This window comes from Mesorhizobium sp. L48C026A00, assembly GCF_000502375.1.
Classification (GTDB): domain Bacteria; phylum Pseudomonadota; class Alphaproteobacteria; order Rhizobiales; family Rhizobiaceae; genus Mesorhizobium; species Mesorhizobium muleiense.
Genome location: NZ_AYWU01000015.1, coordinates 191,441 through 217,941, shown reverse-complemented (window position 1 = coordinate 217,941; position 26,501 = coordinate 191,441). Strand labels below are relative to the sequence as shown.

Genomic DNA, 26,501 nt, shown 5'->3' with positions numbered 1-26,501 from the left:
GCGCTGGAATCGGCCTATACCTGACGTCCAGCTCCTCAACAGGCCGATTCCTCAACTGGTATGATCCCATATGCGCGTACTCGTTGTCGAAGATGACAAGGACCTGAACCGGCAGATATCCGACGCGCTGGTCGATGCCGGCTATGTTGTCGACCGGGCTTTCGACGGTGAGGAAGGGCATTTCCTCGGCGACACCGAGCCCTATGACGCCGTGGTGCTCGACATCGGCTTGCCGCAGATGGACGGCATCAGCGTGGTCGAACGCTGGCGGCGCGGCGGCCGCAAGATGCCGGTCCTGATTCTGACGGCGCGCGATCGCTGGAGCGACAAAGTCTCCGGCATCGACGCCGGCGCCGACGATTATGTCACCAAGCCGTTCCACATCGAAGAGGTGCTGGCCAGGGTCCGAGCGCTCATCCGGCGCGCGGCCGGCCATGCGTCGTCCGAACTGACCTGCGGACCGCTGCGGCTCGACACCAAAGCCTCCAAGGCCGATGTCGACGGCGTGCCGTTGAAGCTGACGTCGCACGAATTTCGCCTGCTTGCCTATCTGATGCACCATATGGGCGAGGTCGTGTCCCGAACCGAGTTGGTCGAGCACCTTTACGATCAGGATTTCGACCGCGATTCCAACACAATCGAGGTCTTTGTCGGGCGGCTTCGCAAGAAGATGGGCATCGACATGATAGAAACCGTTCGCGGCATGGGCTATCGGATGCGTGAGCCGGAGGCGTAAGGCGGAACCGCTCAGACAGACTGCAAGGACGCCGCTTTCACTGCGGTTCGGGCCGCGTTCGCTGGCGTTCCGGGTGATCGCCTTTTCCACGGTCTGGGCGATACTCACCCTGGTTGTCATCTTCACGCTGATCACAACCCTTTATCGCCAGGCGAGCGAGCGCGGTTTCGACAGCCTGTTGTCGGCGCATCTGTTCAATCTGATCGGCTCGGTCGGCGTGTCCGAAGGCGGTTCGCTGACCGGCGCTCCCGACCTGGGCGACCTTCGGTTCTCGGAGCCGAATTCCGGCTGGTACTGGTCGGTGGAGCCTGCGTCGGAAGGAGTGAGTGGTGAGTTGCACTCCTCCTCGATGACCAAGGCGATCCTGTCGCCAAGCGTCGCCGAGGTTCCTTTCAATGCCAGCTTCCAGCGCAGCTATACGACAGAAGGCATCGATGGCGAGGAACTGGAAGTGTTCGAGAGCGAGTTCGTTCTCGACGCGAAAAATCGCGCAGCGCGCTTCCGCGTCATGGGCAACCGGACCGAGCTCGAGCAGGAGATAAGCGCCTTTCAGCGTCGCCTGCTGACCTATCTTTCGCTGTTCGGCGTCGGCATGATCGCCATCAACGCCATCGCCATCCTGCTGGGCCTGCAGCCATTGCGCCGGGTCAGGGACGCTCTCGCCATGGTGCGCGAAGGAACCGCGCAAAAGCTCGACGGTCGCTTCCCTGCCGAGATCGAGCCGCTCGCGAACGAGACCAACGCGTTGATCGAAAACAACAAGCGTATCGTCGAGCGCTCGCGGACGCAGGTCGGCAACCTCGCCCATTCGCTGAAGACGCCGCTGGCGGTGCTGATCAACGAGGGACGGGCGCTCGGCGGCGCCAAGGGCCAGCTCATAGCCGAACAGGCCGCCTCGATGCAGAAGCAGATTGACCATTATCTGCAGCGCGCCCGCGTTGCGGCGCAACGTGACAGCGTCGTCTACCGTACGCCGGTGGCGCCGCTGGTCCAGCGCATGGTGCGCGTGCTGCAAAAACTCAATCCCCAGACCGCTCTCTCGCTTTCGCTGCCGGCAGTCGATATCGTCTTTGCCGGCGAACGCGAGGATCTGGAAGAATTGCTTGGCAATTTGCTCGACAACGCCATGAAATGGGCAAAGAGCGCCGTCGCGGTATCGGTGGCGCCAATCTCCGCCAAGAAGACTGGCGCCGGCAAGGAGGGTGCCGTCAACCTGTTCGAGATCAGCATCGAGGATGACGGCCCGGGTATTCCGGAAGACAAGGCACGCGAGGCGCTGAAGCGCGGACGGCGTCTCGACGAGACAAAGCCGGGCACCGGGCTTGGACTTGCCATCGTCGCCGACCTCGTCAACGAATACGGAGGCGTTCTGGCTCTGGAACGGTCCAGCATGGGCGGGTTGAAGGCGGTGGTTCGAATGCGGAGCCTTCACTAGGCCTATGCTTTTTGCTGGGCCGGTCGACATTGATCGACGGTGCGTGATATGGCGGCATGTCGACTGGTCCCGGAGCCGTCGGCCGCGGCCAAATTTCCGACAAACATCGACACTATGGCCACGCCGACTTCCCCCGATGGCGCGGCCCCCAGCTTTAACTCAAGAGACCGGTTTTTGGCATGAAGATTCGCGTCGCGCTCGTCTCCGCACTGCTGGCCGTTTCCGGCTGCACGACGCTGGGCAGGAACCCTGGCCCCACGGTGGCGCCGCAGCCGGCCGCAACGCCGCCAAGTGACGGCAAGATCGCGACGACGGTCATTTCCGCCATGGGCGGCGGCCTCGTCAGCGGATCGATCGGTACTGGCTTGAGCGATCCCGAAAAGCGCAAGGCGCTGGAGGCGGAATACAGGGCGCTCGAGTACACGGCGAGCAGCCAGAAGGTGACGTGGAAGAGCGATCGGTCGGCGCATTACGGTGAAGTCGTGCCCGCCCAGCCCTATCGTGTCGGCTCGCAGGACTGCCGACAATACACCCATACGGTGTTTACCGGCGCCGCCGGCGCCACCGCGCGCGGAACCGCTTGCCGCAACGCCGATGGCAGCTGGACGCCGCTAACGTAACGACCGGCCGGATAATGCATGTCGCGCAAAAGTGTGCAGCGGTTTTGCGATAACGACATGCATAAAAACAATAATTCGCGCAAAAGCATGCCCTCGGGCCTGACTCGAGGGTGTGCAGCGATCTTGCGATGACGATATGCATGAAAACAACTATCTAAGGTGCGTCGCATGACGCCGGTCGAACGCGACGCGCTTTAGGTCCGGTTGACATCAATCAAGGACATGCGACGCATCTGCCGTCAAAGCGTCGCAGGACGCCTGTGTTGGCAGGGCAGGGCTCTGCCGTTATTGGAAGAAGCATGCTGTTCTGGGTCATAGCCGCCATTCTCACGCTGGGTGCAAGCCTGGCGGTGCTGCTGCCACTGGCCGGCGGCCCGAAGGGTGGTTCGCCAAGCAGCGATCATGACCTTGAAGTCTATCGCGACCAGCTGTCCGAGCTTGACCGCGACGTGGCGCGTGGCCTGATCCAGCCGGCCGAGGCCGAAGAGGCGCGTGCGGAGATCGCCCGCCGCATCCTTCGCCTCGACAATGCCGCCGACAAGGCAGCGGCGCGGCAGCCGTCGATGGCGACCAGGCTGGTCGCGACGGCTGCGGTCCTGGCGGTTCCGCTGGTCAGTTGGGGCTTGTACAGCCAACTCGGCTCGCCCGATCTGCCGTCGCAGCCGCTCAGCGAGCGACTGGCCAAGAATCCCGCCGACAGTTCGGTCGACGAACTGGTGGCACGCGCCGAGGCCCACCTTGCCGCCAACCCGTCCGATGGCAAGGGTTGGGACGTCCTGGCGCCAATCTATCTGCGGATGCAGCGGTTCTCCGACGCAGTGACGGCCTACCGCAACGCTATTCGCCTCGACGGCGACAGCGCAGCCCGCCAGGCCGGCCTCGGCGAGGCGATCGCCAGCGAAGCGGGCGGCATTGTCTCGGCCGATGCCCAGGCAGCCTTCGAGGCGGCGCTGAAGCTCGATCCGGCGACTCCGAAGGCCAGCTTTTATCTGGCGATGGGCATGGCGCAGGAAGGCCGCATCGAGGAGGCGACGGCCGGCTGGCAGAAAATGCTCGCGGCCTTGCCGCAGGACTCGCCCTGGCGCGGCGCCGTCGCGCAGGCACTGGCCGAAACCGCCAGGCGCAGCGTCGCTTCGGGAGTGCCTGCAAAAGGCCCGAACGCCGGGGATGTCGACGCCGCCTCGTCGATGTCGCCGCAGGATAAGGAAGCGATGATCAACACCATGGTTGCGGGGCTTGACGAAAAACTGCGGCAAAACCCGCGCGATGTGGAAGGATGGATGCAGCTTATTCGTTCCTATGTCGTGCTGGGCAAGGCCGATCAGGCGCGCGACGCGCTCAATCGCGGTATCGCCGTTTTTGGCTCCGATAGTGACGAAGCGAAGAAATTCACCGCCTTTGCCGCCTCGCTTGGCCTGACGGCGACGGAGTAAGAAATGACGCGCAAGCAGAAAAGACTGTCGGTGATCGCCGGAGGGTTGGCCTTCCTCGGTGCCGCCACCGGCCTGACCTTCTATGCGCTCGGCCAGAAGGCCTCCTACTTCTACATGCCCGCCGATCTGACCACCGCCAGCCTGCAGCCCGGGCAGCGTATCAGGCTCGGGGGCCTCGTCGAAAAAGGCACGATCGAGCGCGGTCAGGGGACCACCGTCGCCTTTTCGGTGACCGACAACCAGAAGCAGGTCAAGGTCACCTACACCGGCATTCTTCCCGACCTTTTCCGCGAGGAGCAGGGCGTCATCACTGAAGGCATTTTTCGCCCGGACGGCGTCTTCGTCGCCGACAGCGTGCTGGCCAAGCACGACGAGAACTATATGCCCAAGGAGGTGGCCGACGGCCTCAAGTCCAGAGGCGTGTGGCAGGAGAGCAAAAAGTGACTAAGCAGGTTCCGCAAAAGCCTGCTCTCGGGCTTGACCCGAGGGTTCCCACGATTTTGCGGCAAGACCCTGCGGCAAAGCAAAAACCTGGCGGGCTTGGCCACAATGGTTGAAACCGGACATTTCGCACTGGTCCTGGCGTTCGCGCTGTCTTTGGTACAGGCGCTGGTGCCGCTGTTCGGCGCGCGTATCAACAGCCAGAAGATGATGGCCGTCGGCGGTCCGGTCGCGGTGACCGGCTTCGCCTTGACCGCTCTGTCCTTCGCGGCGTTGGCGACGGCCTATGCGACGTCCGACTTTTCGGTGGCCAACGTCTGGGACAACTCGCATTCGCTGCAGCCGCTGATCTACAAGATCACCGGCACATGGGGCAATCACGAGGGCTCGATGCTGCTCTGGGTGCTGATCCTGAGCTTCTTCGGGGCGCTCGTCGCTGCTTTCGGCAGCAATCTTCCAGCGACCCTTCGAGCCAACGTGCTGGCCGTGCAAGGCGCGATCGGCGCCACCTTCTTGCTGTTCATCCTGGCGACGTCCAACCCGTTCGCCAGGCTCAATCCGGCGCCGATCGAGGGCCGCGATCTCAACCCGATCCTGCAGGATCTCGGCCTCGCCATCCATCCGCCGCTGCTCTATCTCGGCTATGTCGGCTTCTCGATCTGCTTTTCCTTCTCGGTCGCCGCCCTCATCGAAGGCCGCATCGACGCGTCCTGGGCGCGCTGGGTGCGGCCATGGACGCTGGTCGCCTGGATGTTCCTGACCGGCGGCATCGCCATGGGTTCCTACTGGGCCTATTACGAACTTGGCTGGGGCGGTTTCTGGTTCTGGGATCCGGTCGAGAACGCCTCGTTCATGCCTTGGCTGGCCGGCACCGCGCTGCTCCATTCGGCGATCGTCATGGAAAAGCGCTCGGCCCTGAAGATCTGGACACTGTTGCTGGCGATCCTGACCTTCTCGCTGTCGCTGCTCGGCACCTTACTGGTGCGCTCCGGCGTGCTCACCTCCGTCCACGCCTTCGCCACCGATCCAACGCGCGGCGTGTTCATTCTCTGCATCCTGACACTGTTCATCGGCGGATCACTGGCGTTGTTCGCCTTTCGCGCCTCGAGGTTGACGGCCGGCGGCCTGTTTCATCCGATCTCGCGCGAAGGGGCGCTGGTCCTCAACAATCTGTTCCTGACCACGGCCACCGCCACCGTGCTGATCGGCACGCTCTATCCGCTGGTCGTCGAGGCCGTTTCGGCCGACAAGATTTCGGTCGGCGCGCCGTTCTTCAACCTGACGTTCGGCCCGCTGATGGTGCCGCTCCTGGTCGCGGTTCCGTTCGGGCCGCTTCTGGCCTGGAAGCGCGGCGACATTTTCGCCGTCGCCCAGCGGCTGATGGCGGCCTTCGCCGCCGCGCTTCTGGCCGTGCTGGTGACGGCCTTGTTCATCGACGGCGCGTCGGTGTTCGCAGCACTTGGCGTCGGCCTGGCTTTCTGGCTGATCTGCGGCGCGCTCACCGATATTGCCGTCAAGTCCGGCCTTGGCAGTGTCGCGCCCGGCGTCATGCTCACGCGCTTCGCCGGCCTGCCGCGTTCGGTCTTCGGCACCGCGCTCGCCCATCTCGGTCTTGGGCTGACGACGCTGGGCATCGTCGGCACACTTTGCTTCGGCACCGAGAAGATACTGTCGATGCGTGCCGGCGAGACCGTGCAACTGTCCGGCCACACACTGCGCTTCGAAGGGCTCTATCCGGCCCAGGGGCCTAACTACAGCGAGGATCGCGGCCGCTTCGCCCTGCTCGGCGCCGATGGAAGCACCACCGCCGTGATCACCTCGTCCAAGCGCTCCTATCCGGTCCGGCAGATGACGACGACCGAGTCGGGTATCAAGACGATCGGTTTTAGCCAGCTCTACCTATCGCTTGGCGACGAGGCGACCGACGGCTCCGTCGTGGTGCGGCTGTGGTGGAAGCCGCTGGTGACGCTGATCTGGGGCGGCGCCCTTGTCATGATGGCAGGTGCTGCGATGTCGCTGATGGACCGGCGGCTGCGCGTCGGCGCACCGTCGCGCCGCCGCAGATCGGTGGGCGCCATGCCTTCGGCGAGCCTGCCATGACCGCAAGAAAAACTTCACTGGCCTCCCTGATCCTGCTGCTGACGCTGTTGTTTGCTGGCGCCGCACTTGCGGTGAAGCCGGACGAGGTTCTGGCCGACCCGGCGCTCGAGGCGCGGGCGCGGACGCTTTCGGAAGAGCTGCGCTGCATGGTTTGCCAGAACCAGTCGATCGACGAATCCGATGCCGACCTTGCCCGCGACCTGCGCGTGCTGGTGCGCCAGCGCCTGGTCGCCGGCGATACCGACCGGCAGGTAATCGACTACATCGTTTCCCGCTACGGCGAGTTCGTGCTGTTGAAGCCGCGCTTCAGCCTGCGCAATGCGCTGTTGTGGGGCACGCCGGTCCTTCTGCTGCTTGCCGGCGGGATTTTCATCGTGCTGACCGCCCGGTCGCGCCGATCGGCGCCTGCGGCCATGCTCACCGCCGAGGAGAAGGCAGCGTTGGACAAGGTGCTGAGTAACTAATTCGGCCATTCCTCCGGCGGCCAGTCCCGGGACGTGTAAATGACGTGCAAGATAACGACGCTCTCACGCCCGGCGATCGGCCGCAGCTCATAGGCAATGACATAGGGCAGGCGGCTGATCGGCTTCTCATAGGTACCTGTTACTCGGCCAGGCCGGCCCGTCGCCATGTCGCCAAGACCGCGGCCCGCATCACGAATGCGAACCGCAAGGCGTCTGGCGGCGGCTGGATTGTTCCGCGCGATGAAGCCGATTTGCTGTTTGATGTCGTCCAGCGCTTCTCGCGACCAGGTGACGAACCGCTTCACGCCTTGTCCGCGCGCCTGGCTTCCGATGCTTCATGATGGCGTCGATTTCCGTCATGGCTTCGTCGTGCGGCACGACACGGCCGGCTGCCGCGTCGGCCATGCCGCGTTTGATGCCTTCGATGATCTCAAGCTCGCGATCGACATAGGCCGATATCGCCTCGGCCGCGAGGAAGGACTTGCTGCGCCGCGTGTCGGCGGCGATCCGCTCCAGCTTCAGCTTGGTTTCGGACGAAACCCGAATCGTCATGGTGGCGCTTGCGGTCATGGTGAAAGCCTTGTGCTCAACTGTGTACAACATAGGGCAAGGGGCGGCACAACCAAGGCGTTTGTGCCCGCAAACATTACCAAAGTTTCATGCACTGGAAATGGCGCCGTAATGTGCGCGCCTCTATTTCTCTTGGCCGAGGATGCCGACCGAAGCGCATCCCTTGAAAGAGGATACGAGACCCATGAATATTGCCCCCAATTCACATTCCCGCACCCGCAAACGCCTGATGGCTGCCGCCGCATCAGTGGCCATTGCCGGCGCGATCGGCTTCGGCGCGGTTGCCACCGGGACAGCCCCCGTCCTGGCCGAGGCCGTGCGTGTCGAGGCGCCTCAAGTACCGAGCTTCGCCGACGTGGTCGAGCGCGTTTCGCCGGCGGTCGTCAGTGTCCGCGTCAAAGCCAAGATAGTATCGACCGCTGACGACGGCTCCGACCTTCCCGACGCCTTCGGCAATCTCCCCGACGATCCGCAATTGCGCCGCTTCTTCAGGGAGTTCCGTGGCTTTGGCGATCAGGATAGCCGGGATGGAATGCGACGTTTCGGACGCGGTGACCGCCAGCCACGGCCGGTCGCGCAAGGGTCCGGCTTCTTCATCTCCGAGGATGGCTACCTCGTCACCAACAACCATGTCGTCGGAGAGGGCTCGTCCTTTACGGTGGTGATGCATGACGGCAAGGAACTCGACGCCAAGTTGGTCGGCACAGATCCGCGCACCGATCTCGCAGTGCTCAAGGTCGAAGGCGACGGCAAGTTCACCTATGTCGACTTCGCCGATGATTCAAAGGTTCGCGTCGGCGACTGGGTGGTGGCCGTCGGCAATCCGTTCGGCCTCGGCGGCACAGTCACTGCCGGCATCGTCTCGGCCCGTGGTCGCGACATCGGCGCCGGTCCTTATGATGATTTCATCCAGATCGATGCCTCGGTGAACCGCGGCAATTCGGGTGGCCCGACCTTCAACCTCAACGGCCAGGTCGTCGGCATCAACACCGCGATCTTCTCGCCGTCCGGCGGCAGCGTCGGCATTGCCTTCGACATTCCCGCCTCGACCGCCAAACAGGTCGTTCAGGATCTGATGAAGGACGGCACCGTCCAGCGCGGCTGGCTTGGCGTCGAGATCCAGCCGGTCACCTCCGAAATCGCCGAATCGCTCGGGCTGAAGTCCGATAAGGGCGCTCTCGTTTCCAGCGCCCAGGACGATGGTCCCGGCAAGGAGGCCGGCATATCGGCTGGTGACGTCATCACTCAGGTGGACGGCAAGGACGTCGCTTCGCCGAAGGAACTCGCCCGCCTGATCGGCGCCTACCCGCCCGGCAAGCCGGTCGCCGTCACGCTGTGGCGTGACGGCAAGAGTGAAACGGTCAAGGTCGACCTCGGCACGCTGCCTTCGAGTGACAAGCAGGCTTCGGCCGACCAGCAGCCTTCGGCTCCGCCAAAGGCCGATACGCTGGCCGACCTCGGTCTCACCGTCACCAGGTCCGACGATGGCAAAGGGCTTGTGGTGACCGATGTCGATCCCGACAGCGATGCTGCCGATCGCGGGATCCAGCCCGGCGATGTCATCACCTCGGTCAATTCCACGGAGGTCAATGGCATCGAGGACGTCGCCAAGGCCATGGCCGACGCGGTGAAGTCGGGCCGCAAGGCGGTGCTGATGCAGATCACCCGCGACGACAGCAACCGCTTCGTCGCGCTGCCTGTCGCCAAGGGCTGACGTTCCAGACTCTTCCGATGCGGCGGTTTCAAACACCCGAGCCGTAGCATGGGAAAGCGGGGCTTGAATACGTTAGTCAGTCATCGTGTTCCGGCCCAGCGGCAGCGGGCTCCCATCGCCCGCTGCCGCTCGAACAACAGAGCAGTCGCCCAAAGTGTGAAGCGGTTTTGGGATGACGACATGCTCAAACAACAAAGCATCTCGCCCAAATCCGAGGATGCGGCGGCTCGACGCCAATAACATTATAAAACAAAGGCTTACTGCTCGTTCTTGAATCATTTTGTTCGCGATACACTTGAGGCCATGATGCCTATGCCGGCCACTCAATCTTCCAGCGAAATCGCGTATAACGGTCCCATGAAGATTCTCGTCATAGAAGACGATCGCGAAGCGGCCGATTACCTCCAGAAGGCCTTTACCGAGGCCGGACATACCGCCCATGTCGCCGGCGACGGCGAAACCGGCTTCGCGCTCGCTGACTCCGGCGACTATGACGTGATGGTCGTCGACCGCATGCTGCCGCGCCGCGACGGCCTGTCGGTCATCGCCGGTCTTAGATCCCGAGGCAAGACTACGCCGGTGCTGATCCTGTCGGCGCTCGGCGAAGTCGACGACCGGGTCACCGGCTTGCGCGCCGGCGGCGACGACTATCTGACCAAGCCCTATGCCTTTTCCGAGCTTCTGGCCCGGGTCGAGGTGCTGAACCGCCGCGCCAGCGCCAGGGAGGCCGAAACCGTCTACCGGGTCGGCGATCTCGAACTCGACAGGCTGTCACATTCGGTGCGGCGCGCGGCCCGCGAGATTACGCTGCAGCCGCGCGAGTTCCGCCTGCTCGAATATCTGATGCGCCATGCCGGCCAGGTGGTGACGCGCACCATGCTGCTGGAAAATGTATGGGACTATCATTTCGATCCGCAGACCAACGTCATCGACGTTCACGTCTCACGGCTGCGCGGCAAGATCGAGAAGGGCTTCGACAAGCCGATCCTGCACACGGTTCGTGGCGCCGGCTATATGCTCAAGAGCGGCTAGCATGGCCCTTTCCATGCCGGCCATCATGAAGACGACGGCAGCGCGGCTTTCGGCGCTCTATCTCCTGCTGTTCACCATCTGTGCGGTGCTGCTCGTCTTCTACATGACCTCGCTGTCGGCGCGCATGCTGACCGGCCAGACGCAGGAGACCATCAACGACGAGGTGCTCGGCCTCGCCCGGGTCTATCAGCGCGGCGGCTTGCCGCTGCTGGTGCGCGTGGTCGAGCAGCGCTCCCGCCAGCCCGGCGCCAATCTCTATTTGATCGCCGACGCCAACGGCCAGATCCTGACCGGAAACGTGCAGAGCCTGGAACCCGGCGTTCTCGAGGCCGACGGCTGGACGACGGAGCCGTTTTCCTACCGGCGCTTCGGCGAGGGCGAGCTCGAGCGGCAACGCAACCCGATCGCCGACCCGGACGAACCCAGCCAGAGCGAAGTCCAGGTCGAAGGCGAGAAGGGCCACAACGCCATTGCCTTGGTGCTGCGCCTGCCGAACCAGATGATCATGCTGGTCGGCCGCGATCTCGGCGAGCCGGAGCGGTTCCGCGCCGTCATCCGTCGCGCCTTGACGTTGGCGCTCGGCATGATGGCGCTTGGCGGAATTTTGATCTGGTTCTTCGTCGGACGCGCGGCGCTGAAGCGCATCGACTCGGTGTCGCAGGCCAGTCGCCGCATCTTGGGCGGCGACCTTTCCGGCCGGCTGCCGGTCACCGGGGCCGGCGACGAGTTCGATCGGCTCTCCGAAAATCTCAATTCCATGCTGGCCAGGATCGCCACGCTGAATGAAGGGCTGAAGCAGGTCTCCGACAACATCGCCCACGATCTGAAGACGCCGCTGACCCGGCTGCGCAACCGCGCCGAGGCGACGCTCTCCGGCAAGCACAACTCCGCCGACTACCGGCAGGCGCTGGAAGCGACCATCGCCGAGTCCGACCATCTGATAAAGACCTTCAACGCCATCCTGATGATCTCAAGGCTGGAGGCGGGCTATTCCTCAGAAATCACCAGCCGGGTCGATCTGGCTGCTTCGGTGCGCGATGTCGTCGAGCTCTACGAGCCGGTGGCGGAGGACGCGGGAGTGACACTCGAGACCTCTGTGCAGGACGGCTTCGCCGTTGAAGGCAATCGCGAGCTGATCGGCCAGGCGCTATCGAACATCGTCGACAACGCGATCAAATATTCGACCGACTCGACAGCCAAGCCGACCGTTCGCGTGGCGCTCGATCGCGTCGGCAGCGAAATCAGGCTTTCCGTCACCGACAACGGCCAGGGCATTCCCGACGATGCCGATCGCGCCAGGGCGACCGAGCGTTTCGTGCGGCTGGAGAAGAGCCGCTCGCAGCCGGGTTCCGGTCTCGGCCTCAGCCTCGCCAAGGCGATCATGACATTCCACAAAGGGCGGCTTGATCTCCTGCCCGCCAATCCTGGATTATCCGTCGTCATGAGTTTTCCCGAACGGGAGGATCGCTGATGGCGGTGAAGGCGGCTGCGGAACACACCAACTGGCTTCTGAAGCCGGCGGCAAGGCTCGTGCCTCTGGATCAGAACCGAGCCCGGCGGGAATTGTCGGAGATCGCTTCCGCAGCGCAGGAAGAGGGGCTTGCCGTGCTGGCGAAATTCCTGGCCGGCGAGGGCGCCGTCCAGGAGTTCCTCGCGGCAGTCTTCGACCTGTCGCCATTCCTGCGCGACACAGTGCGCCGCCGCCCGCAGATCCTGGATGCGCTTTTCGATGAGACCGTCGAGGCGCGGCTGGCGTCGATCGGCGCCGCCATCGGCAAGGCCGCGCGGGCGGAAGCCATCTCTGAAAACGGCCTGATGATGGAGTTGCGGCAATGGAAAGCGGAAGCGCATGTCCTGATCGCGCTGGCCGATCTTGCAGGCGAGGCCGAAACTGCAATCACAGTACGGCGGCTGAGCGATCTTGCCGACGCCTGCACCCGCGCTGCCGTCGACTTCCTGCTTCGCGACGCGCACCGACAAGGCAAGCTCAAACTGCCGGATCTCGAGGATCCGGCGCGCCGGTCGGGCTGGATCCTGCTCGGCATGGGCAAGCTTGGCGCGCATGAGCTGAACTTCTCCTCCGACATCGACCTCGTCGTTTTCTTCGACCCGCAAGCGCCAGCAGTCGTCGATCCGCTCGATGCGACGGAGCTGTTTTCGCGCCTGACCCGCCGGCTGGTCCGCATGCTCCAGGACCGCACCGAACACGGCTATGTTTTCCGCACCGACCTCAGGCTTCGTCCCGACCCCGGTTCGACGCCGCTGGCGATCCCGGTCGAGGCGGCGCTGCGCTACTACGAGGCGCGGGGCCAGAACTGGGAGAGGGCCGCAATGATCAAGGCGCGTCCGGTGGCCGGCGATGTCGCCGCCGGCACTGCGTTCCTGAAGGAGCTCCAGCCCTACATCTGGCGCAAATACATGGACTATGCAGCGATCGCCGACGTCCATTCGATCAAGCGCCAGATCCACGCCCACAAGGGTCTTGGGGAGATCGCGGTGAAGGGCCACAACGTCAAGCTCGGCCGCGGCGGCATCCGCGAGATCGAGTTCTTCGTCCAGACCCAGCAGCTCATCGCCGGCGGCCGCTTCCCCGAACTGCGCGGCCGCGAGACGGTGCCGATGCTTGGCCAGCTTGCGGCACGCGGCTGGATCACTGCCGATGCGCGCGATACGCTCACAAGGCAGTACTGGCTCCTGCGCCGCGTCGAGCACGCCGTTCAGATGGTCGCCGACGAGCAGATCCACATACTGCCGGACGATGACGAAGGGCTCGAACGCATTGCTCGCCTGCTCGGTTTTGCCGATGCGGCGACCTTTGCCGAGGCGTTCCGCGCCGCACTCCATCAGGTCGAACGCCACTACGCAGCGCTTTTCGAGACCGCGCCCGAGCTTTCGGCGGGCATCGGCAATCTGGTCTTTACCGGCGATGTCGACGACCCCGATACGTTGCAGACCCTGCAGAGATTGGGATTCCAGCGGGCGAGCGACATCTGCCGCGTCATCCGCGGCTGGCATTTCGGCCGCTATCGCGTCACCCAGTCAGCCGAGGCGCGCGAGCGGTTGACCGAACTGACGCCGGCGCTGCTGCAATCCTTCGGCCAGACGCGCCGCGCGGACGAGGCGTTGATACGCTTCGACGAATTCCTTGCCGGTCTGCCCGCCGGCATTCAGCTGTTCTCGCTGCTCCACTCCAATCCGGCTCTGCTGAAGCTGCTGGCGACCATCATGGGCGCGGCGCCCCGGCTGGCCGCCATCATCACACGCCGGCCGCACGTGTTTGACGGCCTGCTTGATCCGGCCCTTTTGACCGAACTGCCGGACCGCGCCTATCTGTCCGGCCGTCTCGCCGCGTTCCTCGAGGGCGACAGGGCCTATGAGGACGTGCTCGACCGCTTGCGCATCTTTGCGTCCGAGCAAAAATTCCTGATCGGCGTCAGGCTGCTTGCCGGCTCGATCGATCCGGCGCGCGCCGGCCGTGCCTTTTCCGATCTGGCCGATCTCACCATCGACGCGGCGCTGCGGGCGGTCATCGCCGAGTTCGCGCTACGCCACGGTCGCATCGCCGGCGGCACGGTTGCGCTGCTCGGCATGGGCAAGCTCGGCAGCCGCGAATTGACGGCCGGCTCAGACGTCGACCTCATCCTGCTCTATGATCACGACGCCGATGCCGAAGAATCCGATGGCGACAAGCCGCTCGCCCCGTCGCACTATTACGCCAGGATGACGCAGCGGCTGATCGCTGCGGTGTCCGCGCCGACCGCCGAGGGCGTTCTCTACGAACTCGACCTTCGCTTGCGGCCGTCCGGCAACAAGGGGCCGGTGGCGACCCATGTCGATGCCTTCAAGAAGTACCAGCGCAAGGACGCCTGGACCTGGGAGCATATGGCGCTGTCAAGGGCCCGCGCGATCGGCGGCGATCAAGCGCTATGCGCCGAGGTCGAGACCGAAGTGGCACAGGTGCTTGCCCTGCCGCGCGACAGCGCCAAGGTGATGGCCGAGGCGGCCGAGATGCGCGCGATGATCGAGAAGGAAAAACCGCCGCGCGATCTCTGGGACATCAAGCTGATCCCGGGTGGTCTCATCGATCTCGAATTCATCGCGCAGGTGGCGGTGATCACGGGAAAGGTCGAAGCCGGCCGCCGGGTCACCGGGACGGCGGACGTGCTGTCGAGGCTGGCGCCGGATTTCGCCGAGGCGCAGATCAGGCAGGAGCTTTGCGATGCCTATGCGCTCTATCTGGCGCTGACCCAGATGACGCGGCTCTGCCTCACCGGCGTATTCGAACGCGACGACGTTCCGCCGGGGCTTTCGGATCTGCTACTGGCGGTCACCGACCTGCCGGATTTCGGGGTGCTGGAAGCGCACCTCAAGGAGACGTCGCAAAATGTCAGGAAGGATTTTGGCTTTTTGCTTCGTGTGAATGAGTAGTGAGTAGTGAATGGTGAATGGAATTAGATATTCACTACTGACTATTTCACTATTCACTATTCACTAGTCAGGCGGCGGCCCTGACTGGCTGCGTCGGCTTCCTGGTCGGAATGCGCACCGACACGATCGTGCCGGTGCCTTCGGTGGAGCGGATTTTCAAGGCGCCGCCCTGAAGCTCGGCCAACGAGCGTGAGATGGCAAGGCCAAGGCCGGAACCGGCATGGCTCTTGGAAAACTGGTTCTGCACCTGCTCGAACGGCCGCCCGAGCTTGCTCAGCGCCTCCTTCGGGATGCCGCAGCCATTGTCTTCGATCGTCAGCACCAGAGCGCTGGAGGTGTTGCGGGCCCTTACCGCAATGCGGCCGCCCTGGCCGGTGAACTTCACCGCATTCGACAGCAGGTTGATGATGATCTGCTTGATCGCCCGGCGGTCGGCGAACAGCGTCAGCGAATCGGGGATGCGTGTTTCGACGGTGATCGACTTTTCCGCCGCCTGCAGCGAGATGACGCGCACCGTTTCCCGCATCAGCGGGCAGAGGTCGATCTCCTCCTGATCCATCGAGAACTGGCCGGCCTCGATCTTCGACATGTCGAGGATGTCGTTGATGACGCCCAGAAGATATTTGCCGCTGCCGTTGATGTCGGTGGCGTATTCCTCGTAGCGCGGCGAACCCAGGGGCCCGAACAGCGCCTGTTCCATCAGTTCGGAGAAGCCGATGATCGCGTTGAGCGGCGTGCGCAATTCATGCGACATGTTGGCCAGGAACTCGGATTTGGCCCGGTTCGCGGCCTCGGCGCGCTCGGTTTCCTTCATGTATTTGTGATTGAGCTCGACCAGTTCGCGCGACCGCTCTTCCTCTGCCCGGCGGGCAAGGCTGAGATCGTGGATCGTCGCCATCAGCCGGCGCTCGCTGTCGACCAGCTTCTCCTGGTGCAGCTTGATCTGGGTGATGTCGGAGCCGACCGAGACGGTGCCGCCGTCCCTGGTCCGCAATTCGTTCACCTGCAGCCAGCGGCCATCGGCAAGCTGCCGCTCGAAGGTCACGCCGCCTTGCTGCCCGTTGGTGTTGGCAAGCCGGCGCTCCGAGGCGAAGGCAAGCATGCGATCTTCGAGAACGGCGCGCGAGGCGCCCGGCATTACGTCGCGATCCGACAGGCCGTTGTCCTGCTGGTACTTGGAATTGCACATGATCAGGCGCTGGGCCGAATCCCAGAGCACGAAGGATTCGTTGATGTTTTCGATGGCCGTTCGCAGGCGAAGATCCGCGGCCTCAGAGCGCAGCGCCAAATGCCGCTGCTCGGTGACGTCGACGGCGATGCCGATCAACTGGATCTCCGGCGCTTCCGGGTCGATCACCTGCGCTCTTGCGCGCATCCACACCCATTGTCCGTCGGCGTGGCGCATCCGGAACACTTGGTCGATGTGGTCGATCTCTCGTGCGACGATCCTGTTGGCGAGTTGGAATAGGTCGCCGTCCTCGGGATGGATGATCCCGTCGACCTCGCCGAACGACAGCATCGTGTCGCAGGGCTCATAGCCCAGCATGTCGTACATCGAACGCGACCAGTACATCTTGCCGCGCACCATGTCCCAGTCCCACAGGCCGCAGCGGCCGCGCACCAGCGCCATGTCGATGCGCTGGTGCGCTTCGAGATAGATGCGGTCGGCGGTCTGGGCGCGCGCCGCCTGGCCGAAATAGGCATAGAGGACGATGATCAGCACGCCGGCCGTCAGCACGAACAGCGTGACGTTGAGCGAAACGGTCTTGCGCCACGTGTCGAAGACCGCATCCTGCGGAACGAGCGCTGCGGCAGCACCATTCCTGCCATTTGCCAGGCTCACCGCGCCATACCAGTCCTGGCCGCCGATGCTGACCTCCATCACCCCGGCGCGGTCACCGAACATGAACAGCGGTTGACCGCCCTGGGCGATGGCGTCGAGCGACCGCCCTTCCCAGCCCGTCGATTGCGGTGTCACGGCAACGATCTTGAACGCGCTGTCGGTGACCGCAAGCACGTGGCTTCGGCCCAGGGCGCCCTGACGGCTGATGCCCTCCAACAGGTCCTGCGTCGCGCCAGGCGTCGAGGCCATGCTCGCATCGACGCTGATCGAACTGGCCAGTTGGCCCGCCGCGAGCGAGAGGATCGCCTTGGCGTCGCGTTCCACGTCGTCGCGCTCGTGCATCAGCGACAGGAACCGCAGTGCCGCGATGACAATCAGGAAAATGATGATGAGGGCCGGTATCGATCGGCGCAGCAATGGCTCGGCTGCCAGAAGCCGTCGGTAGGCGGGTTCGGCGATCAGCCGCGCATTGCCGGCGAGACCGTCGCTTCCCGCCTCACGCTGCTCAAAACCCGTCCCTCCGGGCGCGCCCCACGCGTCCGCCTTCGCCATAAATGGCTCTCCCCGATTTTAAATCTGCTTGACGATCCGGCGACGCCGCACTTCCGAATCTTCAGCTAAAGAATCAAAGGTGATTCGGCTTGTCCAGAGGCGCAGCGAAAAAAGATTAAAAATCGACTAAAATAATGGACTTTCCCGCCCGATGATGCCGGGCGGCAACCTTCTAAGGTGTGTTGAGATTCAGGTCAGGCCGCGCCGAGAACGGTGGATTCCGAGAACCGGAGCGGACCGTACTTTTGGGTACGTGAGCACCGGAAGCGCAGGAAACCGCCGTTCGCAGGCCGGCATCACCTGAATATCGACACACCTTACGCCAGCGTGCGCTCGACGATGTCGCGCAAATCGGCCGACAGGTTCTCGGTATTGGCAATCGAAAGCAGCGCTTCCCTTGCCTTGCCCTGCCGGGCAGGTTCCAGCGAGCGCCATGATCTGAGTGCCGTCGCCAGCCTGGCGGCCAATTGCGGGTTGCGCTTTTCGACCTGCAGGACCGTTTCGACGAAAAACCGGTAGCCTTCGCCGTCGGCGCGATGGAAGCCGGTCTGGTTGGCGCTGGAAAACGTGCCGACGAGCGAGCGCACCCGGTTCGGGTTGGCCATCGAGAAGGCCGGGTGGCCGGTCAGGGCGCGCACCGCATGAATGGTTTGCGGGCCCGGCACGCTGGCCTGGATATGGAACCATTTGTCCATCACCAGCGGATCGGTCGCATATTTCGCTTCGAACTCCGCCAGCGCCTTGACCGTCTCGGGCGAACCGCCATGGCGCAGCGCAAGCACGCTCAATGCGGCGGCGCGGTCGGTCATGTTGGTCGCGGACTGGAAATGCCGGGCCGCAAGCGTCGCACCTCCTTGCAGCAGCGAAAGATAGTCGAGCAAGGTGTTGCGCAGCGCCCGGCGACCGGCGCTTGCCGCATCAGGACTGAAAGCGTCCTTGTCGGTCAGTCGATCGTAGAGGTCGGAGAATATCTCCCGATTCGCCTCGGCGATTGCGACCGTCAGCGCCTCGCGGGCCGAGAAAATGGCATCGGGGTCGATGTTCTTGCCGATGTCACGGGCGATATCGGCTTCGCTTGGAAGCGCCAGGGCCAGCGCCCGATAGGCTGGTTCGAGTGTCTCGTCGCCGGCTATTTTGCCGGCAAGCTCGATCAACCGCGATGCGAAACCGGGCTGCTTGCCGTCAAGGACCTGGCGGAAGGTGGATATCAGAGCCTCGGTCAAAAGTGTGTTGAACGCCTGCCAGCGCGAGAAGGTATCGTTGTCATGGCCAGCAAGGAAGAACTGATCGTCGGCCCTCTGCTCGACGGAAAGCGTCACCGGCGCCGAGAAGCCGCGGTTGAGCGACATCGCCGGGCGCTCGGCGACGCCCGAGAAGCGCACCATGTGCCGGCGCCTGCGGATATGGATGACGCCGTCCTCGACGCTGGCGCCCTCGACGCCGCTATATTCTATCGCTTTGCCGTCGGTGCCGACCAGGCTGAAGGCCAGCGGAATATGCATCAGCCGCTTGCGGCTTTCGGACGGCGTTGGCGGCACCGACTGCTCGATCTCGAGCGTGAATTCCTGGGCCGCCGCATTGTGCGTCGAACTGATGGTCAGATTGGGCGTGCCGGCCTGATGGTACCAGAGCGAAAATTGCGCGAGGTCGCGCCCGGACACATCCTCGAACACCTTGATGAAGTCCTCGATTGTCGCAGCCTCGCCGTCATGGCGCTCGAAATAGAGATCCATGCCGGCCCGGAACGTCTCGGCGCCGAGAATGGTGCGGATCATGCGCACCACTTCCGAGCCCTTTTCGTAGACTGTCGCCGTGTAGAAATTGTTGATCTCGCGGTAGCGGCGCGGTCGCACTGGATGCGCCAGCGGTCCCTGGTCTTCGGGAAACTGATGTGCCTTGAGCGTGCGCACTTCGGCAATGCGTTTCACCGCTCGCGATCGCTGGTCGGCGGAGAATTCGTGATCGCGGAAAACCGTCAGCCCTTCCTTCAGGCAAAGCTGGAACCAGTCACGGCAAGTGATTCGGTTGCCAGTCCAATTGTGGAAATACTCGTGCGCGATGATCGCCTCGATATTGGCGAAATCGGCGTCCGTTGCGGTCTCCTGGTCGGCCAGCACATACTTGTCGTTGAAGATGTTGAGGCCCTTGTTCTCCATCGCGCCCATGTTGAAGTCGGACACGGCGACGATGTTGAAGACGTCGAGGTCGTATTCGCGGCCGAACGCCTCCTCGTCCCATTTCATCGACCGTTTCAGGGCGTCCATGGCGTAGCCGGCGAGCCGCTCCTTGCCCGGCTCGACAAAGATGCCGAGCTCGACCTCGCGGCCGGACAATGTGACGAAGCTGTCCGCGACCTTGCCGAGAGCGCCTGCGACCAGCGCGAACAGATAGGACGGCTTGGGGAAGGGGTCGTGCCAGACTGCATAGTGCCAGCCGTCGGCAAGTTCGCCGCCGCCAGCCGGGTTGCCGTTGGAAAGAAGCAGTGGCGACTCGTGGTGCGGCGCCTCGATGCGCACCGTATAGACCGACAGGATATCGGGACGGTCGAGAAAATAGGTAATGCGCCGAAAGCCCTCGGCCTCGCATTGCGTGCAATAGACGTTGCTCGAGCGATAGAGGCCCATCAGGGCTTCGTTGTGCGCCGGCGCCAGCTCGGTTTCGATCAGCAGCTGGAAGCGGGCTGCTGTAGGCGGCGTGGTGATCGTCAACTGATCGGGCGTGGCGAAAAAATCGGCCGGCGCAAGTGTCTGGCCGTCGATTGCGATGCGGCTGAGCGTCAGGCCATCGCCGTCCAGCACCAGCGGCATTGACGCCGCGACGCCGTCGCGGCGCTCGACCGTCAGCACGGCGATGACGCGCGTGGCTTCCGGCGACAGCCGGAAAGTCAGGCCGGTTTCCGGAATGAGATAGTCGGTGGGGCGATAGTCTTCGAGCTTGAAGACCTGGCCGGTGTCCGTGCGCATTCCGTTGGTTTTCCTGTCGATTCCCGCAGCGGCAGGTGGGTCCGCTGGTCGAAGAAATGTGAAGCACGCGCTCTTTACACGAAACCGTCACTCGACAAAACTGGCGCAGCGCCTATTTCAGGCACTCGTTTTCCAATCATCGTCGCGAGGTATCCATGACCGTCGTCACACCGAAATTCGGCATGGGCGCCTCTGTGCTGCGTCGCGAGGACCAGGCCTTCATCAAGGGTCTCGGCCGCTATACGGACGACATCCAACCGGCCGGCCTCCTGCACGGCTATGTCCTGCGCTCGCCGGTGGCCAAGGCAAGCTTCACCCTCGGTTCGACCGAGGCGGCCAAGGCGGCATCTGGCGTCCATCTGGTGCTGACCGGTGCGGATCTTGCTCATCTCGGCAAGCTGAAATCCGGCGTCATGCAGAGGCAGCCGGACGGCACCAAGGCGCCGACCCGCGACATTCCGGTCCTTTGCCGCGACCGGGTCAATTATGTCGGCGACGCCGTCGCCTTCGTCGTCGCCGACAGCCGCGCGCTGGCGCAGGACGCGGCCGAACTGATCGAGGTCGAATACGAGGGCGAGGATGCCGCGTCCGGCACCGCCACGGCGCTTGACGAAGGCACGCCGCTTGTCTGGCCGGAACTCGGCTCCAACCGCGCCTTCAGCTACCACATCGGCGACAAGGCGAAGACCGCGGCGGCATTCGCCAGGGCGGCGTATGTCACCCGCATCGAATTCATCAACAACCGGCTGGTCTGCAACTACATGGAGCCGCGTTCGGCGATCGGCGAGTGGAACACGCAGGAGAACCGCTTCGTGCTGACCACAGGCTCGCAGGGCGTGCATTCCATGCAGTACATCCTGGCCGACATATTCAAGATCAAGAAGAATCAGCTGCGCGTCATCACGCCGGATGTCGGCGGCGGCTTCGGGCCGAAAAGCTTCGTCTATCGCGAGCATCCGCTGGTGCTGGAGGCCGCCAGGCGCCTTGGCCGCCCGGTGAAATGGGCCGGCGACCGCACCGAGCATTTCCTCACCGATGCGCAAGGTCGCGACAATGTCGTGACCGCCGAGATGGCGATGGACAAGGACGGCCGCTTTCTCGGCATGAAGGTCGATCTCCTCGCCAATATCGGTGCCTATATCTCGCAATATGGCCCGTTCATCCCCTATATCGGCGTCACCATGTCGACCGGCGTCTACGACATCCAGGCGCTCGACGTTTCGGTGACCGGCCTCTACACCAACACTTGCCCGGTCGATGCCTACCGCGGCGCCGGCCGTCCGGAAGCGGCATTCCTGCTGGAAAAGCTCGTCGACGCCTGCGCCCACGACCTGGCCTTGCCAGTCGAAGAGATCCGCCGGCGCAATTTCATCAGGCCCGAACAGTTTCCTTACCGCACGCAGACCGACCGCCTCTATGATACCGGTGAATTCGCAGGCCATATGGACCGCGCCATCGAACAAGCGGAGTGGCAGGCGTTCCCGGAGCGACTGGCGCAGTCGAAGGCGGAAGGCAAAATCCGCGGCATCGGCATGGCGACCTATATCGAGGCCTGTGCCTTTCCCGGCTCTGAACCGGCCTTTGTCGAATTGAACGGCGACGGCACGGTGACGCTGAAGATCGGCACCCAGACCAACGGGCAGGGGCATGCGACCGCCTATGCGCAGTTCCTCTCGGAAAAGCTTCATCTCGACATCGGCAACATTCATGTCCGCCAGGGCGACACCGACGAGCTGAAGGCCGGCGGCGGCACCGGTGGCTCGCGCTCCATTCCGCTTGGCGGTGTGTCAGCTTCTCGCGCCGGCGAGGATCTGGCCATCAAGATCAGGCGCATCGCCGCAGATGAGCTGGAAGCCTCGGCCGACGACATCGAATTGTCCAACGGCGTTGCTCGCATCGTCGGCACCGACCGCACGATCGATTTTTCGAGCATCGCCAAGGCAGCCAAGAACCCGGACGATCTCAAGGGCTTTGGCGAGTTCGTGCAGGACGAATGCACCTATCCGAACGGCACCCACATCTGCGAGGTCGAGATCGATCCCGACACCGGCGTGACGGAAATTGTCCGCTATACGATCGTCGACGATTTCGGCGTCACCGTGAACCCTATGCTGCTGGCCGGCCAGGTGCATGGCGGCGTCGTCCAGGGCATCGGCCAGGCGCTGACCGAGAACACGGTCTATGACGAGGACGGGCAGCTGTTGACGGCAAGTTTCATGGACTATGCCATGCCGCGCGCCGACGATTTGCCGTTCTTCCATTTCGAGACCCGCAACGTGCCCTCGACCACCAATGCGCTCGGCATCAAGGGGGCAGGCGAGGCGGGCACGATCGGAGCGACGCCGGCCGCGCTCAACGCGGTGACGGATGCGCTCTATCGCGCCTACGGCATCAGGCACATCGACATGCCGGCAATGCCGGCGCGCATCTGGGCGGCGATCCAGGAAGCAGCTGCCAAGTGAACCCGACGGACCATCCCGGCGGGCACAACACGCTGACCGGGATCATGCTCAAGATCGTGTCGGTGGCGGTCTTCGTCGCCATGTCGTCCTGCATCAAGGCGGCGGGCACGGTGCCGGCGGGCCAGATCGTCTTCTTCCGCTCGTTCTTCGCCATCTTTCCGATCGTCGTCTTCCTGGCCTTCCAGGGAAAACTTGGCACCGCATTTTCGACCAAGCGCCCGCTCAACCACATTGCGCGCGGCGTTGTCGGCGTCTGCGCCATGGGGCTCGGCTTCTTCGCGCTGATTCGGCTGCCGCTGCCGGAAGCGATCGCGCTGAACTACGCACAGCCGCTGCTGGTGGTGGTGTTCAGTTCGATCTTCCTCGGCGAAGCGATCCGCGTCTATCGCTGGAGCGCGGTTGCGGTCGGACTGGTCGGGGTGCTGGTCATCTCATGGCCGGAACTGACGCTGCTGGGTTCGGGCGCAGCACTCGGCGATCAGGAGGTGCTCGGCGTCATCGCCGCACTGGTCGCGGCAGCGATCTCGGCCGTCGCCATGCTGCTGGTGCGCAACCTCGTCCAGAGCGAGCCGACGGCAACCATCGTGCTGTGGTTTTCGGTGACGGCGAGCCTCCTGGCGTTGCTGTCGCTGCCGTTCGGCTGGCAGGCGCTGACACCGGCGCAGGCGGGCCTGCTCATTGCTGCAGGCTTTTGCGGCGGGCTCGCCCAGATTCTGATGACGGCCGCCTATCGCCATGCCGAGGCCTCGGTCGTGGCGCCTTTCGAATACACGTCGATGCTGCTTGGCATCGTTGTCGGCTATCTCGCCTTCGGCGACGTCCCGACGGTTTATATGCTTATCGGCGGCGTGATCGTCGTTGCCGCCGGCATCTTCATCATCTGGCGCGAGCGGCAACTGGGCCTTGAACGTGCCCGCACCCGCCAGGCGACCCCGCCACAAGGATGATCAGGACGGCTAGGCCCGCTCGTTCGCCAATCGCACCAGCACGGTCCTTGTCTGCTCATCGGCGGGGAAAAACGATTCGATCGCCAGTTCCGACAGCGTCACGTCGAGCGGCGTGCCGAACACGGTGATGGTGCTGATGAACGACAGCACGGCATCGCCATGCGCAAGCCGCAGCGGGTGCACGATCGCGTTCGGCTCGACCGGCAGCGGCCGTGCGCCGTTCAGGCCGGACGGATAGGTCCGAAGCTCGCGCTCCAGTTCGACCAGAACCGGGTCGCCTGAAGCGTCGTTCTGGTGTTTCAGCCGGTCGAGAAGATGCGCGCGCCATTCGGCCAGATTGACGATGCGCGGCGCGACGCCACCCGGGTGCAGGCTGAGCCGCAGCACGTTGACTGGCGGCTTCAGCAAGGAAGGCTCGGCAACATTGGCCAGGAACGGGCCGATGGCGGTGTTCGCCGACACCAGGTTCCAGTGCCGGTCGACAGCCAGAGCCGGGAAGGGTTCGTGCCCCCTGAGCACGATCGCGACCGCCGCCATCGCCGGCGCCAGCGAGGCATCGCTGACCGGACGCTCGCTGAAGCTAGGGGCAAAGCCTGCGGCCAGCAGGAGCCGGTTGCGCTGCCTCAGCGGGATCGACAGCTGCTCGGCCAGATGCAGCACCATGTCGCGCGAGGGTGCCGCGCGGCCGCTTTCCACGAAACTCAGATGCCGCTGCGAGATTTCGGCTTCCATGGCGAGATCGAGCTGGCTCATGCGCCGGCGCATGCGCCATTCGCGAATGAGGCTGCCGGCGGAAGTCTGGGTTGCTGTCATGAGCGCATGACTAGGCCGGCCGCAGATGCATTTCAATTACCGGGGAGGTTATAGCGCCGCTCTTCCCTTCACCCTCAACCCAGCGTCCGCAGTTTCGCCTTCACCTCAAGAAAATCCCGCCACGCCAGCTTCTTGTGCGCGGGGGTTCTCAAGAGATAGGCCGGATGAAGCGTCGGCATGGCGGGAATGGCAATGCCGGCGGCGGTCGTGTGGACGCGCCAGTTGCCGCGCAGCCGCAGGATGCCCTCTGTGGTGTTGAGAAGGGTGCTTGCCGAGGGGCCGCCTAAATTGACCAGCACCTTCGGATTGACCAGCTCGATCTGCCGTTCGATGAACGGCCGGCAAATCTCGGTCTCGTGCGGCGTCGGCGTGCGGTTGCCCGGCGGCCGCCAGGGAATGACATTGGCGATGTAGGCCGAGGTCCGGTCGAGGCCGATTGCGGCCAGCATCCGGTCGAGCAGCCGGCCCGAGCGGCCGACGAACGGCAATCCCTCGATGTCCTCGTCGCGCCCGGGCGCCTCGCCGACCAGCATGACGGCAGCATTCGGATTGCCGTCGGCGTACACCAGGTTCTTGGCGGTGAATTTGAGGTGGCAGCCGTCGAAAGCCGCCATGTACTGGCGAAGCTCGTCCAGGGTTGCCGCCGTCGTCGCCAGGTGTCGCGCCAATGCCGCTTGCTGCTCGTCGGGCACTGTCGCCGTACCGGACGGCGCGCGCACCGCCGGTGCCGCAGCTTGCCTTTCGCCCATTCCGGCGCGTGACAGGCTTGTCGAGCGAGGCAGCGCTGCGTTCTCACCGGTTGGCGGCGTAACTGTCGCTGGCCCCCGCTCAGGCGGCTTTGACGCAGCCTCGGCAAACCTGTTCAGCGGCTCCTCTTCGAGCGCTTCATCGACGCCGGCGCTGGCGTAGAAGGCCAGCAGCTCCGCAATATCAGGTCGGTTGTCTCGGGAAACGGCAGTCATGCTTTCACATTCAGTCGCGCGGCAGGAATTTGCAACATCGTGATTGGCGCGATGCTTCATGATTTCGTCATCCAGGGCCTCAGCGACGTCGCTTCGCTCCTGCTTCGCCCTGGATGACGAAATGGTTCAGCTCGACGGTATACGCGGATCCTGCACCAGATAGAACGTCCAGCGTGGTGTGTAGTCGGTGATCAGGTAATCGAATTTCGCTGTCTTCAACGGGTCGATCTTGCCGCTCTTGAACAGCAGCCGGTCATAGGGTTCGAAGTCGCGATCGAAATCGGCAAAGCTGCTCGACCAGATGTTGTCAGGCGTCTTGTTGCGCTGGTCGAACGACAGGCCGTCGCCGAACACGCTCGGCCGGTGGAGTATCTCCTGGAGCTCGAACTGGAACTCGACCCAGGCCTGGCCGCTGTTGTTGAGCACGTCGACGCGCATATACATGAGGCCGTTGGCAAATTGGCCCGCAGTGCCGAAGGGCTGGATCGGCTTTGTCGTGCGGATCGTCAGTGTCACTGGTGTCGCCGAATTCAGCTCTTCGGTGATGACAAGCGGGTCCTCCTTTGTCCCGATGCCCGAGGCGCTGGTGATGCGGAAGCCGCCCAGCTCGTCGGAAAAGGAGTAGGCTCCGGCCACCCAGACCCTTTGCGGCTCGGCGCGGGCGCCAACGGACGCCAGGGGCAAAAGGGCCAAAACGAGCGCCCGGCAAATCCGTCCGGGCGACGAAAAAAAGCGCGTCGATGAAAAGCCGGATGGCCCGTATGTGCGCATGGTGCGAAGTATGGCCGATAAGCAAGCCGTCGAACAATTAAAAAAAATCAGGGCAACGGCTCTCTTTGGACTCGGATCGATGTTGGTGGACCCGCAAATCGCGATTTTGTAGTACGATGCGCGGCCTTTTTGACGAAATCGGCATTGTCACGTCAGCGCCGGTTTCGCGTCGCGAATTGATGCGCTATGCAGCGGATAAGCCAGCAAGATGCGCA

Annotated in this window: 19 protein-coding genes and 1 pseudogene; 13 read left to right on the top strand and 7 right to left on the bottom strand. The window is 63.7% G+C overall.

Annotation, left to right across the window (positions count from 1 at the left end):
• Window positions 1-70 precede the first annotated feature (70 nt).
• The 7 genes from X738_RS65400 (at window position 71) to X738_RS65370 (ending at window position 7,229) form a co-directional block, all read left to right on the top strand.
• On the top strand, window positions 71-736 hold the full coding sequence (locus tag X738_RS65400) for a response regulator transcription factor (protein ID WP_023800820.1): 666 nt from the start codon (window positions 71-73) through the stop codon (window positions 734-736).
• Entirely contained in the window at window positions 720-2,171 is a 1,452-nt protein-coding gene (locus tag X738_RS65395; protein ID WP_023800819.1) for an ATP-binding protein, read from the top strand. The genes X738_RS65400 and X738_RS65395 overlap by 17 nt, the downstream gene beginning before the upstream one ends.
• Before the next feature lie 179 nt (window positions 2,172-2,350).
• Window positions 2,351-2,791, top strand: coding sequence for a hypothetical protein (locus X738_RS65390; RefSeq protein WP_023800818.1), 441 nt, complete (start codon window positions 2,351-2,353; stop codon window positions 2,789-2,791).
• Between the two features lie 299 nt (window positions 2,792-3,090).
• Entirely contained in the window at window positions 3,091-4,224 is a 1,134-nt protein-coding gene (gene ccmI / locus X738_RS65385) for a c-type cytochrome biogenesis protein CcmI (RefSeq protein WP_023800817.1), read from the top strand.
• A 3-nt stretch (window positions 4,225-4,227) separates the two neighbouring features.
• Window positions 4,228-4,668, top strand: coding sequence for a cytochrome c maturation protein CcmE (ccmE, locus tag X738_RS65380; protein ID WP_023800816.1), 441 nt, complete (start codon window positions 4,228-4,230; stop codon window positions 4,666-4,668).
• Window positions 4,669-4,773: 105 nt separating this feature from the next.
• Window positions 4,774-6,765, top strand: a complete 1,992-nt coding sequence (locus X738_RS65375) for a heme lyase CcmF/NrfE family subunit (protein ID WP_023800815.1) — start codon at window positions 4,774-4,776, stop codon at window positions 6,763-6,765.
• On the top strand, window positions 6,762-7,229 hold the full coding sequence (locus tag X738_RS65370) for a cytochrome c-type biogenesis protein (protein WP_023800814.1): 468 nt from the start codon (window positions 6,762-6,764) through the stop codon (window positions 7,227-7,229). Before X738_RS65375 ends, X738_RS65370 begins: the two co-directional genes overlap by 4 nt.
• On the opposite strand, the gene X738_RS65365 is transcribed toward X738_RS65370, so the two are convergent.
• Window positions 7,226-7,534 carry a type II toxin-antitoxin system RelE/ParE family toxin gene (locus X738_RS65365; protein WP_023800813.1) on the bottom strand — a complete coding sequence of 103 codons (309 nt, stop codon included), beginning with the start codon at window positions 7,532-7,534 and terminating at the stop codon, window positions 7,226-7,228. The genes X738_RS65370 and X738_RS65365 overlap by 4 nt on opposite strands.
• Window positions 7,535-7,547: 13 nt before the next feature.
• Window positions 7,548-7,799: pseudogene (locus tag X738_RS87235) on the bottom strand (CopG family ribbon-helix-helix protein); the annotation flags it as partial.
• A 184-nt stretch (window positions 7,800-7,983) separates the two neighbouring features.
• On the opposite strand from X738_RS87235, the gene X738_RS65360 reads away from it, so the two are divergent.
• From X738_RS65360 to X738_RS65345, 4 genes are all read left to right on the top strand, one after another.
• A complete protein-coding gene (locus tag X738_RS65360; protein ID WP_023800811.1) occupies window positions 7,984-9,513 on the top strand; it encodes a Do family serine endopeptidase in 1,530 nt (509 codons plus the stop codon).
• Between the two features lie 357 nt (window positions 9,514-9,870).
• Window positions 9,871-10,545 carry a response regulator transcription factor gene (locus tag X738_RS65355; protein ID WP_023800810.1) on the top strand — a complete coding sequence of 225 codons (675 nt, stop codon included), beginning with the start codon at window positions 9,871-9,873 and terminating at the stop codon, window positions 10,543-10,545.
• A 1-nt stretch (window position 10,546) separates the two neighbouring features.
• A complete protein-coding gene (locus tag X738_RS65350) occupies window positions 10,547-12,016 on the top strand; it encodes a sensor histidine kinase (RefSeq protein ID WP_023800809.1) in 1,470 nt (489 codons plus the stop codon).
• Window positions 12,016-14,973, top strand: a complete 2,958-nt coding sequence (locus tag X738_RS65345) for a bifunctional [glutamine synthetase] adenylyltransferase/[glutamine synthetase]-adenylyl-L-tyrosine phosphorylase (RefSeq protein WP_023800808.1) — start codon at window positions 12,016-12,018, stop codon at window positions 14,971-14,973. Before X738_RS65350 ends, X738_RS65345 begins: the two co-directional genes overlap by 1 nt.
• Window positions 14,974-15,040: 67 nt before the next feature.
• On the opposite strand, the gene X738_RS65340 is transcribed toward X738_RS65345, so the two are convergent.
• Together X738_RS65340 and pepN are read right to left on the bottom strand one after the other, a co-directional pair.
• Complete coding sequence (locus X738_RS65340; protein WP_023800807.1) at window positions 15,041-17,368, bottom strand: PAS domain-containing sensor histidine kinase; 2,328 nt, start codon at window positions 17,366-17,368, stop codon at window positions 15,041-15,043.
• 317 nt (window positions 17,369-17,685) lie between these two features.
• Window positions 17,686-20,331 carry an aminopeptidase N gene (gene pepN, locus X738_RS65335; protein ID WP_023800806.1) on the bottom strand — a complete coding sequence of 882 codons (2,646 nt, stop codon included), beginning with the start codon at window positions 20,329-20,331 and terminating at the stop codon, window positions 17,686-17,688.
• Between the two features lie 155 nt (window positions 20,332-20,486).
• Here pepN and X738_RS65330 point away from each other — a divergent pair, with 155 nt between their 5' ends.
• Together X738_RS65330 and X738_RS65325 are read left to right on the top strand one after the other, a co-directional pair.
• Window positions 20,487-22,793 carry a xanthine dehydrogenase family protein molybdopterin-binding subunit gene (locus X738_RS65330; RefSeq protein ID WP_023800805.1) on the top strand — a complete coding sequence of 769 codons (2,307 nt, stop codon included), beginning with the start codon at window positions 20,487-20,489 and terminating at the stop codon, window positions 22,791-22,793.
• Between the two features lie 44 nt (window positions 22,794-22,837).
• On the top strand, window positions 22,838-23,740 hold the full coding sequence (locus X738_RS65325; RefSeq protein ID WP_084833792.1) for a DMT family transporter: 903 nt from the start codon (window positions 22,838-22,840) through the stop codon (window positions 23,738-23,740).
• 9 nt (window positions 23,741-23,749) lie between these two features.
• Here the strand turns inward: X738_RS65325 and X738_RS65320 are convergent, their stop codons facing one another.
• From X738_RS65320 to X738_RS65310, 3 genes are all read right to left on the bottom strand, one after another.
• On the bottom strand, window positions 23,750-24,553 hold the full coding sequence (locus X738_RS65320) for a helix-turn-helix domain-containing protein (RefSeq protein WP_023800803.1): 804 nt from the start codon (window positions 24,551-24,553) through the stop codon (window positions 23,750-23,752).
• Between the two features lie 74 nt (window positions 24,554-24,627).
• Window positions 24,628-25,515 carry a uracil-DNA glycosylase gene (locus tag X738_RS65315; RefSeq protein WP_023800802.1) on the bottom strand — a complete coding sequence of 296 codons (888 nt, stop codon included), beginning with the start codon at window positions 25,513-25,515 and terminating at the stop codon, window positions 24,628-24,630.
• Between the two features lie 126 nt (window positions 25,516-25,641).
• Window positions 25,642-26,286, bottom strand: a complete 645-nt coding sequence (locus X738_RS65310; protein WP_023800801.1) for a hypothetical protein — start codon at window positions 26,284-26,286, stop codon at window positions 25,642-25,644.
• Between the last annotated feature and the right edge of the window lie 215 nt (window positions 26,287-26,501).